This window comes from Thermomonospora echinospora (assembly GCF_900108175.1).
In the GTDB taxonomy this organism is placed as follows: Bacteria; Actinomycetota; Actinomycetes; order Streptosporangiales; family Streptosporangiaceae; genus Thermomonospora; species Thermomonospora echinospora.
Genome location: NZ_FNVO01000024.1, coordinates 24,442 through 37,860, shown reverse-complemented (window position 1 = coordinate 37,860; position 13,419 = coordinate 24,442). Strand labels below are relative to the sequence as shown.

The following is a 13,419-nucleotide window of genomic DNA, read 5'->3' as shown; positions in this document are numbered from 1 at the left end:
TGGAGCCATCGATGCTGAGCACGATGCAGGACGTTCCGCTGCAGATCCGCCGGCTGCTGGAGCACGGCACCGCACGGCACGCCTCGGCGACGGTGGACACCGCCACACCCGGCGGCCTGCGCCGTGTCTCCTACGCCGAGATCGGGGTGAACGCCGCCAGGCTGGCGCACGCGCTGCGCGAGCTGGGAGTCGGCGAGGGCGACCGCGTCGCCACGTTCATGTGGAACAACGCCGAGCACGTCGAGGCCTACTTCGCCGTCCCATGCATGGGCGCGGTGCTGCACCCGCTCAACATCCGGCTGTCCGGCGACCAGATCGCGTTCATCGCCGACCATGCCGAGGACCGCGTCATCATCGTGGACGGCACGCTGCTGCCGCTGCTGGCCCCGCTGCTGCCCCGGCTGAAGACCGTCGAGCACCTGATCGTCAACCGGGCGGGCGGCGCCGACCCCGGCGCCTTCACCGCGCCCAAGGGCGTGACCGTCCACGACTACGCCGAGCTGCTGGCCGGTTGTCCGGCCGGCTACGACTGGCCCGAGGTGGACGAACGGCAGGCCGCCGCGATGTGCTACACCTCCGGCACCACCGGCGACCCGAAGGGCGTCGTCTACAGCCACCGGTCGATCTACCTGCACGCGATGGCCGCGGCCATGCCGGACGCCTTCGACCTGTCGGCGCACGACAAGGTGCTGGGGATCGTCCCCCAGTTCCACGTGCTGGCCTGGGGGCTGCCGTACGCGGCGTTCCTGACCGGGGCGTCTCTGGCGATGCCGGACCGGTTCCTGTCACCTGGGCCGCTGGCCGCGTTCATCCGCGCGTCCCGGCCCGGCAAGGGCGCGGGTGTGCCGACCGTCTGGCAGGGGCTGCTGGCGCACGTCGAGGGCGACCCCGACGCCGACATCTCCTCCCTGCGCGAGGCGGTCGTGGGCGGCTCGGCCTGCCCGCCCGCGCTGATGGACGCCTACGACCGGCACGGCATCACGTTGTTGCACGCCTGGGGGATGACGGAGATGTCGCCGCTGGGCACCGTGGCCCGGCCGCCGGTCACCGCCACGGGCGAGGAGGTGCGCGCCCACCGGCTGACGCAGGGCCGCTTCCCGGCCCCCGTCGAGGCCCGGTTGGTCGGCCCGGACGGAGTGGTGTTGCCGCACGACGGCGAGAGCGTCGGCGAGCTGGAGGTCCGCGGCCCGTGGATCACCGGCTCCTATTATCGGGCCGAGGACCCCGACAGGTTCCACGACGGCTGGCTGCGCACCGGCGACGTCGGGCACATCAGCCCTGACGGCTACCTGACCCTGACCGACCGGGCCAAGGACGTCATCAAGTCCGGCGGCGAGTGGATCTCCTCGGTCGAACTGGAGAACCACCTGATGGGCCACCCGGCCGTGGCCGAGGCCGCGGTCGTGGGCGTCCCCGACGACAAGTGGGGCGAACGCCCCCTGGCCACCGTGGTGATCCGGGACGGCCACCAGGTCACCTTCGACGAACTACGCGACTTCCTGGCCACCCGAGTCGCCCGCTGGCAGGTACCCGAACGGTGGGCGATCGTGACGGAGGTGCCGAAGACCTCGGTCGGCAAGTTCTCCAAAGCAACCATCCGGGCCTGCCATGCGGCCGGGGAGTACGACGTGGTCTACCTGCGCTGACACCGCCGACAGGCGGTGTCAGCGCAATGAGAAGCCCCCGGCCCGTTGAGCCGGGGACGGTTGTGCGGTCAGACGTTTAGTTGGCCTTGATGGTGCTCAGGAGGCTGCCGAGGGCGTCGCGCGTAACGTTCAGGTGCGGGCCGTCGGGGTTCTTGCTGTCCCGGATCCCGATGGTCCCGCTGAGCGCAGCCAACTCGACGCAAGCCTCGTTGCCGCCGCCGCTGCGGCTGCTCTTGCGCCACTGTGGGCGTGGGCTGGGGAAGTCGCCCATGTTTACGTCTCCTTCATGATGGTGCCGATGAGCGCCGCCGACTCATCTTCTGGTAGGGCCGACTCGGCGAGGCGGTCGTATATCAAGCTACAAGCACGCACCTGTGAAGCGTTCTCTTCGTACCTGCCGCCGACGATGGTCTCCAGGTACGCGACGTTCAGATCCACTACCGAATTGAACTCGAACAGCACCAGGTTGCCGCCACCAATGGACGCGTAGTGGCCCCGATCGATCGGGATGATCCGGACCGACACATGCGGCCGGGTGGATGCCGCCAACAGGTGACCGAGCTGATCGCGCATCATGTCCCGGCCGCCGACCGGGCGGCGTAGTACCTCCTCGGTGAGGATGAATTCCAACCGGGGTGGGTTCTTCCGCTTCAACATCGCCTGCCGGGTCATGCGGACTTGGACGCGTCGGTCGATCTCCTCCTCGGGCAAGTCGGGGAAGTGCTTGGCGATCAGGAGGCGGGCGTAGTCCTCGGTCTGGAGCAGTCCGGGGACGAGTTGCACCTGGAACATACGGATCCGGTCGGCCGCGTGCTCCAGCTCCGCGTAGCTGCCGGCCAACACATCGGTGAACGGCGCCCACCATCCGCGCTGGCGGACCTGCTCGGTCAGTCGGATAATGCCGCGCCTGGTCGTCTCGTCGGCGGGGCCGTAGGCGTCGAGGATCTTCTCGACGTCGGCCACGGTGGGGATGCGTCGTCCGCCTTCGATCCTGACCAGCTTGGTTCGCTCTATGCCGATCAACTCGGCGGCGTCTTCCTGGATGAACCCTGCCTCGTCGCGGTACCGCTTGAGCAGTGCCGCAAGCTTGCGCTGCCGAGCGGTCGGCCCTTGCTCTGCCATGTGCGCCACCTTGTCACGGTACGGGTGTATCAGGTGTAGCTTCGTGGACACATTGGGTCAACGAATTTGCACATGTGCCTTGTGATCTAGCACTTGTGCATGCATGGTGGAGGAGCGGTTGCGCCGGAGGGCTATGCAGGGTGATCCGGCGAGACCGTCCCAGACATGAAGCGGCCCCGGTCCAGCGATTGCAGCGCTGGCGTCCCCCGGGGCCTGACCAGGATGGAGGTCCTGGCTGTCATGGATCGTACCGAGACCGAACGCGCTCCGGTGGCGTCCGCCCCGTGGGCGGGCCGTGGGCCGTCCACGGCCGAGCGGCAGATTCGCGAGATTCGCCGCCGGTACCCCCGCGCCATGGTGTGGCTCGGCGAGGAGACCGGCGCGTGGTGGGCGTTGCCCGACTACTACCGGGAGCACTACCCCCAGTCTCCCCGGCCGGTGCCCGCGCGACTGACCCAGCGCCCGCCGGTCGGGGACATCTCCCAGACCCCTCGCCTGGCCCGGGCCCAGCAGCCCCGGCTGGGTGAGGGCGGCGCGGTGGCGCGGTCGATGCCCCCACACCACCAGGCGTCCCGCGTCACCGTGCCCACCAGTCCGCCCGCGCCGCCGCCTCGCGGGCGGCATGCCGCCCGTCGTGACGAGCGCGGCATGTGGCGGCGTGCCGGGGTCCGGCTCGGACTCCTCCAGGTCGCGGCATGATCGCGGCCGATGACGCGCGCCGGCAGGCGCTCCACGGACTGGCCGGTCCCCTGCGTGGCCAGGGGTACGCCGTCGCCGTCGAGTCCCACCACCTGACCGTCACCGACGACGAGGGCCGGAGGGTCGAGGTGTGGGCGCAAAAGCGCGCGTCCGACGGCGGCCGGTTGTGGTTCGTACGGGCGGGCGGCTTCCCGATCTGCGAGGCCGACCGGCCGATGGACGCGATCGTCGCGGTCAAGGGCGCCTTGGCGGAGGGCGGCGACCGGTAGAGCCGGGGCGGCGGCAGGTACAGCCTCGCGGGGAGGGCCGCCGCCCCTCACAGACGCGGGCGCGCCGGCGGGGAGGAGGGCGGCGCGCCCGCTCTCGAACGGAGGGATAGGGACGAGGCCCGCCGTCCCGTGCCGGGGGTTCGGCCCGAGCACGTTCCGTTGTCGCCATCAGACTTTCAGTGTTCCAGTTGCAGCTGGCATGACCAGGGTTCGTGACCGTGTCCCACTGCGTGGGAAAGGGCTACCAGCGGGTAGGGATGTGGCGTAACCTGCCGCCATGCCAGTTCAGGCTGGCAGCTACGACCCGGGCAGCGAGGTGGGCGAGATGTTCGCGTTGGCGAGACCGGCGGCCGATGATCTCCACGGCGGTGGGCGGCCGACTCCGGACTCGGCCCCGTACGGCTGTAGGCGACGATCGTGACGGCGTTGATGAGTGATCACCACCTCCCGCCCTGGAGCCTGGTACCGGTGCAGGCGGCGGCGCTGCTGCGCCACCACCGGCTCGATCTCGCCACCGAGATCGTCGACGAGGTGGCGGCCCAGGTCCCCGAGTACTCCTGGCAGACAGACCCGGAGCGGCGGGCCGCGCTGGTGGAGACGATCCGCCGGACCGTCGCCGAGTTCGCCGACCTGATGGGCGGGCCGGCCACCGGCTGGCCGCGCCACATGCTCGACCTGTTCGGCGAGGCGGGCGCGCAGGAGGCACGGGCCGGGCGCGGCCTGGACCGGCTGCAGTCCGCGCTGCGGGCCGGGGCGCGGGCCGTGCTGCGCTGGCTGGCCGTCCAGTCCGAGCGGCTGCGGCTGCCGCGCAGCATGTACCGGGCGTTCGCGGAAGCGGTGTTCACCTCGCTCGACGAGTTCGCCGACGCCGCCGCCGAAGGCCACCGCCGGGAACTGGCCAAGCAGGGCGACGACCGCGTGCGTCACCGCGTCCGCCTGCTGTCCCTGCTGGTCACCGAGCCGTCCGTGGCGCCTGAGGTCATCGCCGACACCGCCGCCCAGGCCGATTGGACCGTGCCGCGCACCACGGCGGCGCTGGTCTTCGCGCCCCTGCGGGCCGAGGTGTCCGGTCCGCACGCCGAAGAGCCGGTGCTCCCAAGCCTGCCCGCCGAGGTGCTGGCGGACGTACGGGGGGCGCGGCCGTGGGGCGTCGTACCCGACCCCGACCGGCCGGGCGGACTGCCGTACCTGGCGGAGCTGCCGTCTCCGTGGATGATGGTGATAGGCCCGACCGTCACCGTCGACAAGGCCGCCGCCTCCCTGTACTGGGCCAAGCAGACGCTCGGGCTGGTGGAACGGGGCATCATCGCATGGCGCCCCGGCGATGGACCGGTGGTCCACTGGGCCGATCACCTGCCGACGCTGGTGCTCTTCCAGCGCGAGGAACTGCCCCGGATGATGGCCGAACGACTGCTGGCGCCGTTGCTGAAGCTGCGCCCGCGCGAGGCCGAACGGCTCGGCGCCACCCTGCTGGCCTGCCTGCAACACGGGTTCAACGTCAAGGGCGCCGCCAAGACCCTGCACGTCCACCCGCAGACCGTCCGTTACCGGATCAACCAGCTCCAGGACCTGTTCGGCGAGGACCTGCACGCCACCGATCGCCGCCTGGAGATGGAGATGGCGCTGCACGCCTGGCTGGCCACCATGTCCGCGCAGGACTGAGCCGGGCCGCCGCCGGCCCTGCGAGCTGTGGCATCTGCCGGTTTTCGGTGGGCTGATCACGCCAGTGCCGACTGGTGAGGTCTGGACGCCGAGCAGTACGGTGGGCGTACGGGCGAGCCGGAGGCGCCCGGCACGGGCCGGACCGGAGAGCGCACGGCGATGGTGAGCGTGCGGGCAGGCGGGCGGAGCGGGCTCCACGGATGGGCACACGACCAGGTAGGGCCGCGCCCGCGAGGCGCGTCACGGGCGAGCGGGGAGCACGCATGAGCAAGGCGCCGGCCAGGTCAGGGCAGGAGTACCGGATCGAGGAGCTGGCCAGGGAGGCGGGCATCCCCGTCCGTACGCTGCGCTACTACCAGGAGCGCAGGCTGCTGCCCCCGCCCCGGCGCGAGGGCCGGGTCGCCGTCTACTCCCGGGCGCATCTGGACCGGCTGCGGCTCATCGCCGAACTGCTGGACCGCGGCTACCGGCTGGACGGCATCGAGGAACTGCTGGCCGCCTGGGAGCAGGGCCGCGACGTGGGCGAGCTGCTGGGCTTCCAGTGGGCGGTGTCCGCGCCCTGGAGCCGGGAGGCCGAGACCGAACTGACCATGGACGAACTGGCGGAGATGTTCGGCGACCAGCTCACCCCGGACGTGCTCGCCGAGGCCGAGGAGCTCGGCTACATCAGGGTCGACGGCGACCGGGTCGTCCACCGCATCCCCCGCCTGCTGGAGGCCACCGCCGCCCTGGTGCAGGAGGGCGTCCCGCTGTCGGCGATCATCGCGGTGAGCTGGGAGCTGGAGGCCGCCTTCGACCGGATGGCGTTCGCGTTCGTCCGGATGGCCCGCCGCCACCTGCTGGACCCGATGGGCGACCCCCCGTCACCGGCCGAGCTGGCCCGCCTGGCCCGGACCGTCGAACGCCTGCGCCCGGTCGCCCGCACCGTCGCCGACGAGCACTTCGCCCGCGCCATGGACCGCCGCATCCGCAAGGAACTCCCCGACCTCGGCAACCGCCTCGACCCACCCGCCTGACCCGGTGACCTCGCCAGTGCCGCCTGGTACGCCCGGCGGGCCGGTCGGTGTCACAGGACGGACAGGATGACCAGCCGGTTGCCGTCCGGGTCGAGCACGCGCGCCATTCGCTCGCCCCAGGGCTGGTCGGCCGGCTCCTCCAGGACGCGTACGCCCTGCGAGCGCAGCCGTTCCACGGCCGCGTCGCAGTCACGGGCGTAGCCGCACAACTCCGCCCTGGACGCGCCGCCTCCGGGAGAGTGATTTATTGACCGTTCGTTCTGGAAAGTGTTACGGTCCGGGGCGTGGCCAGGAGCAAAGAGTTCGATCCGGACGCGGTGCTGCAGAAGGCGCTGGAGCTGTTCTGGGAACGCGGGTACGAGGCCACCTCGATGGCCGATCTGGTCGAGCGTCTCGGCATCGCCCGCGCCAGCATCTACGGCACCTTCGGCGGCAAGCACGCCCTCTATCTGAAGGCGCTGGAGCGTTATCTGGAGCAGAGCGACGTCATCGAACGGCTCTCACAGCCGGGACCGGTGCTGCCCGCCGTGCGCGCCCTCTTCGACGCCTACGTGGCCGAGTGCCTGGACGACCGGCGAGGCTGCATGGTGGTCAACACCGCCGTGGAACTGGCGCCGCGCGACCCGGTGATGGCCCGGCGGGTCACCGCGAGCTGGGACGGGCTGGAGGCGGCGCTCACCTCGGCGCTGATCAGGGCCCGCGCGCAGGGGGAACTCGGCGCCGGCAAGGACCCCCGGGCGCTGGCCCGGCTGCTGCTGGTGCTGTTGCAGGGCATCCGCGTGCTGGGCCGCGCCGACCCCGACCCGGCCCGCCTGCGCGACGCCGTCGACCAGGCGATGGCGACGCTGAACTGATCCTGGGCCGATCCCCGGACGGAGTCCTCCGCAGAGCTTCTCCTGCCCAAATTCAAGAACGATCGGTCTAATTTTGAGGTCCGGTCATGGCCGGAATGGCGCTGTTCCCCCGCGTCCCCGGGCGGGGATGTCACCGCCGGTGGCCACGGCTTCGCGCCCGGCGTCGCCGCTGTGGCCTTCGCCCTCGCCGCACTGCTCGCACTCATCCACTCGAGAACACGGAGGAAGGCATGAACGCACGTTTCACCGAGAAGGTCGTACTCGTCACCGGCGCCACCGGAGGGGTCGGCGGCGCCACCGCCCGAGCCTTCGCCAGGGAGGGCGCCACCGTGATGCTGGCGGGCCGCGACTCCGGCCGTCTCACCGAGACCGCCAAGCTGATCGAGGCCGAGGGCGGGACCGCCGACACGGTCGTCGCGGACCTCACCAGGCCCGGCGACGCGGCCGCGATGGTCGACGCGGCGGTGTCCCGGCACGGCCGGCTGGACGTCGCCTTCAACAACGCGGGAGTGTTCGGCATGCTCGGGCCCGTCGCCGACTACGACGAGGAGGTCTGGGACACCGTGCTGGCGACCAACCTCACCGGCGTCTTCCTGTCGATGAAGCACGAGATCGCCCACATGCGCGAGCACGGCGGCGGAGCGATCGTCAACGTGTCCTCCAATATCGGCGACCACTACCGGCTGCCGGGGGCGAGCGCCTACGCCGCCTCCAAGTCCGCCGTCACCGCCCTCACCCGTACCGCGGCGCTCGAATACATCGGCGAGGGCATCCGCATCAACGCCGTGAGCCCGGGCCCCGTTGACACCCCCATGTCGTTCCGCCCGGGCGAGACCCGCGAGGAACGCGACGAGCGCTACAAGGCCGCCCTGCCCATCGGCCGGGTCGCCGCCCCCGAGGAGATCGCCGCCGCCGTCCTTTGGCTGTGCTCGGACGAGGCCGCCTTCGTCGTCGGTCAGGACCACGTCATCGATGGCGGCGCCACCGCCTGACCGGCGGCTCGGCCCCGGACCGGGCTCGGCGACCCCGGCGATGGCCGCGGCCGGGATGTCGCGGCGAAGGGCCGCCCCAACTGTGCGGGGCGGCCCTTCAGGGTCGGTGGCTTCGGCTCACTGCGGCCAGTGGGGTCCGCGGACCGGCCGGACGGGGAGAACGGGCCTCGGGTCGGTGTTCGCCGAGGCGGCCGGTCCGGCCGGTCGCGGAGAGGAGGGCCCGCCGGACGGTCAGCGGCCCCGGCTCATGTTGCGGGTGGGCAGGCGGCGGGCGTTGGGGCGGGCGCCCCGGGACAGGGCGGCGCTCTTGCGGTCCGGTACGCCGCCGAAGCGGGATGCCGGGCCGGAGCCCTTCCTGGCCTTCTTGCCGACGTTCTCGGTGGAGTTCGTGTTTCGCATAAATGACACCTCCGGGCATGGTGAATAACGGCCTCGGCGGCCGCTGGAAAAGGAATGGAAGGCTCACCTGAACGCGCGGGAAAACGTCGTCGTCCACAGGATTTTGGGCGGCGGCGTCACCGCCCGGACGCCTGACACGGCAGGACGCCGAGGGTGACGACCGCATACCTGTCCCGGCAGAACGCACGACGAACATGGTCGTACGGGAAGACCGGAACGCTGCGAGCAGACGAGGAACGGATGCCGGAACGGCGAATCAGGGAGCAGATGCGCGCCTCGGACCAGAAGGCCGGTCGGAGGGCGGCGGGCTCAACCCAGAGGGATCAGATCTCCATGCGCAGAACATTAGCAGCACACCCGCACCGGACGTCAACCCGATATCGGAGAAAAAGAAAAAGGCCGCCCCCGGAGCACGGGAGCGGCCTTTCGCCGGAAGGCCCGGACTACTTGGTGAGGGTCACCGCCGGGCGGACGACGAGCCGGTCGGCGGACTCGTCGAGGTCCACCACCACCTCGTCGCCGTCCCCGACCGCGCCGGACAGCAGCTCGCGGGCCAGCTCGTCGCCGATGGCCGTCTGCACCAGGCGGCGCAGCGGGCGGGCGCCGTACAGCGGGTCGTAGCCGGTCAGGGCCAGCCACTCGCGGGCCGCCTCGGTGACCGTCAGGGTGAGCCGGCGGTCGGCCAGCCGCCGGGCCAACCGGTCGACCTGCAGGTCCACGATGCGGGTCAGCTCGTCGGTGGACAGCGCGTCGAACAGGATCACATCGTCGAGCCGGTTGAGGAACTCCGGCTTGAAGCTGGCCCGCACAGCGGTCATCACCGACTCCCGCTTGGCCTCGGCGCCCAGCGTGGGATCCACCAGGAACTGCGAGCCCAGGTTCGAGGTCATGATCAGGATGGTGTTGCGGAAGTCGACCGTACGGCCCTGGCCGTCGGTCAGCCGCCCGTCGTCGAGCACCTGGAGCAGGATGTCGAAGACCTCCGGGTGGGCCTTCTCCACCTCGTCCAGCAGGACCGCGCAGTACGGGCGGCGCCGCACGGCCTCGGTGAGCTGGCCGCCCTCCTCGTACCCGACGTAGCCGGGCGGGGCGCCGACCAGCCGGGCCACGCTGTGCTTCTCGGAGTACTCCGACATGTCGATGCGTACCATGGCGCGCTCGTCGTCGAACAGGAACTCCGCCAGCGCCTTGGCCAGCTCGGTCTTGCCGACCCCGGTGGGACCCAGGAACAGGAACGAGCCGGTCGGACGGTCGGGGTCGGCGATCCCGGCGCGGGCCCGGCGGACCGCGTCCGAGACGGCCTTGACCGCGGCGGCCTGCCCGATCAGGCGGCGGCCCAGCTCCTCCTCCATGCGCAGCAGCTTGGCGGTCTCGCCCTCCAGCAGCCGGCCGGCCGGGATGCCGGTCCAGGAGGCCACCACGTCGGCGACATCGTCCGGGCCGACCTCCTCCTTGACCATGGCGTTACGGCTCTCGGCCTGCTCGGCGGCGGTGGCCAGCTCCTTCTCCAGCGTCGGGATCTCCCCGTAGGTGAGGCGGGCAGAGGTCTCCAGGTCGCCGTCGCGCTGGGCCCGCTCGGCCTCGCCGCGCAACTGGTCGATGCGCTTCTTGAGCTCGCCGACCCGGTTCAGCCCGGCCTTCTCCTGCTCCCACCGGCCGACCAGTGCGCTGAGCTGCTCGTTCTTGTCGGCCAGGTCGCGCCGCAGCCGCTCCAGGCGCTGCTTGGAGGCCTCGTCGGACTCCTTGACCAAGGCCAGCTCCTCCATCCGCAGCCGGTCCACGGAGCGCTGCAGCTCGTCGATCTCCACGGGCCGGGAGTCGATCTCCATCCGCAGCCGGGAGGCGGCCTCGTCCACCAGGTCGATGGCCTTGTCCGGCAGGAACCGGGCGGTGATGTAGCGGTCCGACAGCGCGGCGGCGGCCACCAGCGCCGAGTCGGCGATCTGCACCTGGTGGTGCGCCTCGTAGCGGCCCTTGAGCCCGCGCAGGATCGCGATGGTGTCCTCGACCGTGGGCTCGCCGACGAACACCTGCTGGAAGCGCCGCTCCAGGGCGGCGTCCTTCTCGATCCGCTCCCGGTACTCGTCCAGCGTGGTGGCGCCGATCATGCGCAGCTCGCCGCGCGCCAGCATCGGCTTGAGCATGTTGCCGGCGTCCATCGCGCCCTCGGCGGCGCCCGCGCCCACCATGGTGTGCAGCTCGTCGATGAACGTGACGATCTGGCCGTCGCTGCTCTTGATCTCGTTCAGGACGGCCTTGAGCCGCTCCTCGAACTCGCCGCGGTACTTGGCCCCGGCGACCATGGCGCCCAGGTCGAGGGCGACCAGCCGCTTGCCGCGCAGCGACTCGGGCACGTCACCGGCCACGATCCGCTGGGCCAGGCCCTCCACCACGGCGGTCTTGCCGACGCCGGGCTCCCCGATCAGCACCGGGTTGTTCTTGGTGCGGCGCGACAGCACCTGCACCACCCGGCGGATCTCGGTGTCGCGGCCGATCACCGGGTCCAGCCTGCCCTCGCGGGCCCGCGCGGTCAGGTCGACGCCGTACTTCTCCAGCGCCTGGTAGGTGTCCTCGGGGTCCTCGCTGGTGACCCGGGCGTGCCCGCGTACCTTCTCGAACGCCTCCAGCAGCGCCTGCGGGGTGGCACCCGCCTTGCGCAGCACCTCGGCGGCCGGACCCCCGTCGGCGGCCAGGCCGACCAGCAGGTGCTCGGTGGAGACGTACTCGTCCTCCAATTGCCGGGCACGGTTGCCGGCGGTGTTCATCGCCACGATGAGCTGCCGCGACATCTGTGGGCTGCTCACCGTGGAGCCGGCGGCCTTGGGCAGGGAGTCCAGGCGTTCCTCGGCGTCGCGGCGGACGGCCTTCCAGTCGGCGCCGACGGCCTCCAGCAGCGGGACGGCCGTGCCCTCGGGCACGCTCAGCAGCGCCACCAGCAGGTGCAGCGGCTCTACCTGGGGGTGGCCCTCGGCCGCCGCCCGGCGGACCGCGACCGACACCGCCTCCTGGCTCTTGCGTGTCAGCTTGTAGTCCACGTGTTTCTCCCCGATGCGAAGTCAGGACTGCGAGTTGCGGTCGCGCCAGAGCACGACACTGGTGCGGCGGATCGGGACGAGGTCGCCGCCGGCCGGGCCGGCCGGGCCGCGCCGCAGTTGGGCGGCCAGCCGGGCGGCCACGGCCCGAGTGGATTCGAGTTCGTTGGACAGCTCCTCGACGGCGGCGCGCAGGCGGGCCAGCTCGTCGCGGAGCCGGTCGTTGTCGCGCTGGAGCTCCAGGATGTGCTTGATCCCGGCGAGGTTGATGCCCTCGTCCTGCGACAGGCGCTGGATCTCGCGCAGCATCACGATGTCGCGCATCGAGTAGCGGCGTCCCCGGCCCGCCGTCCGGCCGGGGCAGACCAGCCCCAGTCGGTCGTAGGTGCGCAGCGTCTGCGGGTGCAGCCCGGACAGCTGCGCCGCCACCGAGATCACATAGACCGGGGTGTCGTCGCCGAAGTGGTCCATCGGATCACTCCTTCGCCTGGTGCAGCAGTTCGGAGCGCAGCGCGTCGCCGTTCTCGACGGCGCGCAGCTTCTCCAGCGCCTCGCGGGTGGTGTCGTCGATCTTCTGCGGCACCTGCACGTCGATGGTGACGAGCAGGTCGCCCTTGGTGCCGTCGCGGCGGGTGGCGCCGCGTCCACGGACCCGGAACGTACGGCCGTTGGGGGTGCCCTCGGGAATCTTCAGGGTGACCGGCATACCGCGGTGGGTGGGCACCTTGATCTGGGCGCCCAGCGCGGCCTCGGCGAAGGTCACCGGGACGGTGAGGGTGAGGTTGTCGCCGCTGCGGCCGAACACCTTGTGCGGCGTGACCTTGATGGTGACGTACAGGTCGCCGGCCGGGCCGCCGCTCTCGCCGGGCGCCCCCTTGCCCTTGAGCCTGATCTTCTGTCCGTCGGCCACCCCGGCCGGGATCCGGGCCTGGATGGTGCGGGTGCCGGTGGCCCGGCCGCTGCCGTGGCAGGTCGGGCACGGGTCGTCCACCACCAGCCCGCGGCCGCGGCACTCGCGGCAGGGCTCGGAGAACCCGAAGCTGCCCAGGTTGCGGGTCTCCTGCCCGGTGCCCTCGCAGGACGGGCAGACCCGCGGTACGGTGCCGGCCTTGGCGCCGGTGCCCCGGCAGTTCGCGCAGGCGGCCTCGCTGGTCAGCCGGAGCGGGACGGTGACCCCGTCCATCGCCTCGCCGAACGACAGGGTGACCTCGGTCTCCACGTCGGCGCCCCGCCGGGCGCGGCGGGCGCCGGCGCGGGTGCCGGTGCCCCGGTTGAATATCCCGCCGAACAGGTCGCCGATCCGTTCCCCGGCGGCGCCCCCGGCCGTCTGGCCCTGCCCGAACAGGTCGCCGAGGTCGAAGCCGAACCCGCCGCCCTGGCCGCCGCGGAAGCCCCCGGAGCCGAACAGCCGGCGGGCCTCGTCGTACTCCTTGCGGCGCTTGTCGTCCGACAGCACGTCGTAGGCCTCGGAGATCTCCTTGAAGCGCTCCTCGGAGTCGGCGTCGCCCTTGTTGGCGTCCGGGTGGTACTTGCGGGCGAGCTTGCGGTAGGCCTTCTTGATCTCGTCCTGGGTGGCCGTCTTCGAGACACCAAGGGCCTTGTAGTAGTCCTTCTCCAAGAAGTCCTTGGTGCTCACGGTGCCCCGCTTTCGTACGTGTGCGTGTGGTGCGTTCTGTTGTGCGTCTTCGTCGTCAGGTGGTGCGGGGGGCCCCGGACGGCCCGCATGCA

The 13,419-nt window shown here is 71.5% G+C and carries 14 protein-coding genes; 7 read left to right on the top strand and 7 right to left on the bottom strand.

Features of this window, described 5'->3' with window-relative positions; genetic code table 11:
• The first annotated feature begins 11 nt into the window (after nt 1-11).
• Nucleotides 12-1,646 (top strand): long-chain fatty acid--CoA ligase, encoded by a 1,635-nt coding sequence (locus C4U03_RS33685; protein ID WP_103943855.1) that lies wholly within the window; start codon nt 12-14, stop codon nt 1,644-1,646.
• A gap of 76 nt (nt 1,647-1,722) precedes the next feature.
• Here the strand turns inward: C4U03_RS33685 and C4U03_RS33680 are convergent, their stop codons facing one another.
• Together C4U03_RS33680 and C4U03_RS33675 are read right to left on the bottom strand one after the other, a co-directional pair.
• Entirely contained in the window at nt 1,723-1,917 is a 195-nt protein-coding gene (locus C4U03_RS33680) for a DUF397 domain-containing protein (RefSeq protein WP_103943854.1), read from the bottom strand.
• 2 nt (nt 1,918-1,919) lie between these two features.
• Nucleotides 1,920-2,768, bottom strand: coding sequence for a helix-turn-helix domain-containing protein (locus C4U03_RS33675; RefSeq protein ID WP_103943853.1), 849 nt, complete (start codon nt 2,766-2,768; stop codon nt 1,920-1,922).
• Nucleotides 2,769-3,008: 240 nt separating this feature from the next.
• Between C4U03_RS33675 and C4U03_RS33670 the strand changes: the two genes are divergently transcribed.
• The 4 genes from C4U03_RS33670 (at nt 3,009) to C4U03_RS33655 (ending at nt 6,414) form a co-directional block, all read left to right on the top strand.
• The gene (locus C4U03_RS33670) at nt 3,009-3,467 is read left to right on the top strand and encodes a hypothetical protein (RefSeq protein ID WP_146087613.1); all 459 of its coding nucleotides are present in this window, start codon (nt 3,009-3,011) and stop codon (nt 3,465-3,467) included.
• Nucleotides 3,464-3,736 carry a hypothetical protein gene (locus C4U03_RS33665; RefSeq protein WP_103943851.1) on the top strand — a complete coding sequence of 91 codons (273 nt, stop codon included), beginning with the start codon at nt 3,464-3,466 and terminating at the stop codon, nt 3,734-3,736. Before C4U03_RS33670 ends, C4U03_RS33665 begins: the two co-directional genes overlap by 4 nt.
• 429 nt (nt 3,737-4,165) lie before the next feature.
• Nucleotides 4,166-5,398 (top strand): PucR family transcriptional regulator, encoded by a 1,233-nt coding sequence (locus C4U03_RS33660; RefSeq protein WP_146087612.1) that lies wholly within the window; start codon nt 4,166-4,168, stop codon nt 5,396-5,398.
• Between the two features lie 263 nt (nt 5,399-5,661).
• Nucleotides 5,662-6,414: a MerR family transcriptional regulator gene (locus C4U03_RS33655; RefSeq protein ID WP_103943849.1), complete on the top strand. Its 753-nt coding sequence runs from the start codon at nt 5,662-5,664 to the stop codon at nt 6,412-6,414.
• A 50-nt stretch (nt 6,415-6,464) separates the two neighbouring features.
• Here C4U03_RS33655 and C4U03_RS41445 read toward each other — a convergent pair whose 3' ends face one another.
• Nucleotides 6,465-6,662 carry a VOC family protein gene (locus C4U03_RS41445; protein ID WP_327374190.1) on the bottom strand — a complete coding sequence of 66 codons (198 nt, stop codon included), beginning with the start codon at nt 6,660-6,662 and terminating at the stop codon, nt 6,465-6,467.
• Between the two features lie 36 nt (nt 6,663-6,698).
• Between C4U03_RS41445 and C4U03_RS33645 the strand changes: the two genes are divergently transcribed.
• The gene (locus tag C4U03_RS33645) at nt 6,699-7,268 is read left to right on the top strand and encodes a TetR/AcrR family transcriptional regulator (RefSeq protein WP_103943848.1); all 570 of its coding nucleotides are present in this window, start codon (nt 6,699-6,701) and stop codon (nt 7,266-7,268) included.
• Nucleotides 7,269-7,498: 230 nt separating this feature from the next.
• On the top strand, nt 7,499-8,260 hold the full coding sequence (locus C4U03_RS33640) for a glucose 1-dehydrogenase (RefSeq protein ID WP_103943847.1): 762 nt from the start codon (nt 7,499-7,501) through the stop codon (nt 8,258-8,260).
• Nucleotides 8,261-8,491: 231 nt separating this feature from the next.
• Here the strand turns inward: C4U03_RS33640 and C4U03_RS40775 are convergent, their stop codons facing one another.
• The 4 genes from C4U03_RS40775 to dnaJ form a co-directional block, all read right to left on the bottom strand.
• Entirely contained in the window at nt 8,492-8,659 is a 168-nt protein-coding gene (locus tag C4U03_RS40775; protein ID WP_160147184.1) for a hypothetical protein, read from the bottom strand.
• A 443-nt stretch (nt 8,660-9,102) separates the two neighbouring features.
• Nucleotides 9,103-11,694: an ATP-dependent chaperone ClpB gene (gene clpB / locus C4U03_RS33630; RefSeq protein ID WP_103943845.1), complete on the bottom strand. Its 2,592-nt coding sequence runs from the start codon at nt 11,692-11,694 to the stop codon at nt 9,103-9,105.
• A gap of 21 nt (nt 11,695-11,715) precedes the next feature.
• The gene (locus tag C4U03_RS33625; protein WP_103943844.1) at nt 11,716-12,162 is read right to left on the bottom strand and encodes a heat shock protein transcriptional repressor HspR; all 447 of its coding nucleotides are present in this window, start codon (nt 12,160-12,162) and stop codon (nt 11,716-11,718) included.
• A 4-nt stretch (nt 12,163-12,166) separates the two neighbouring features.
• A complete protein-coding gene (gene dnaJ, locus C4U03_RS33620) occupies nt 12,167-13,327 on the bottom strand; it encodes a molecular chaperone DnaJ (protein WP_103943843.1) in 1,161 nt (386 codons plus the stop codon).
• Nucleotides 13,328-13,419 lie beyond the last annotated feature (92 nt).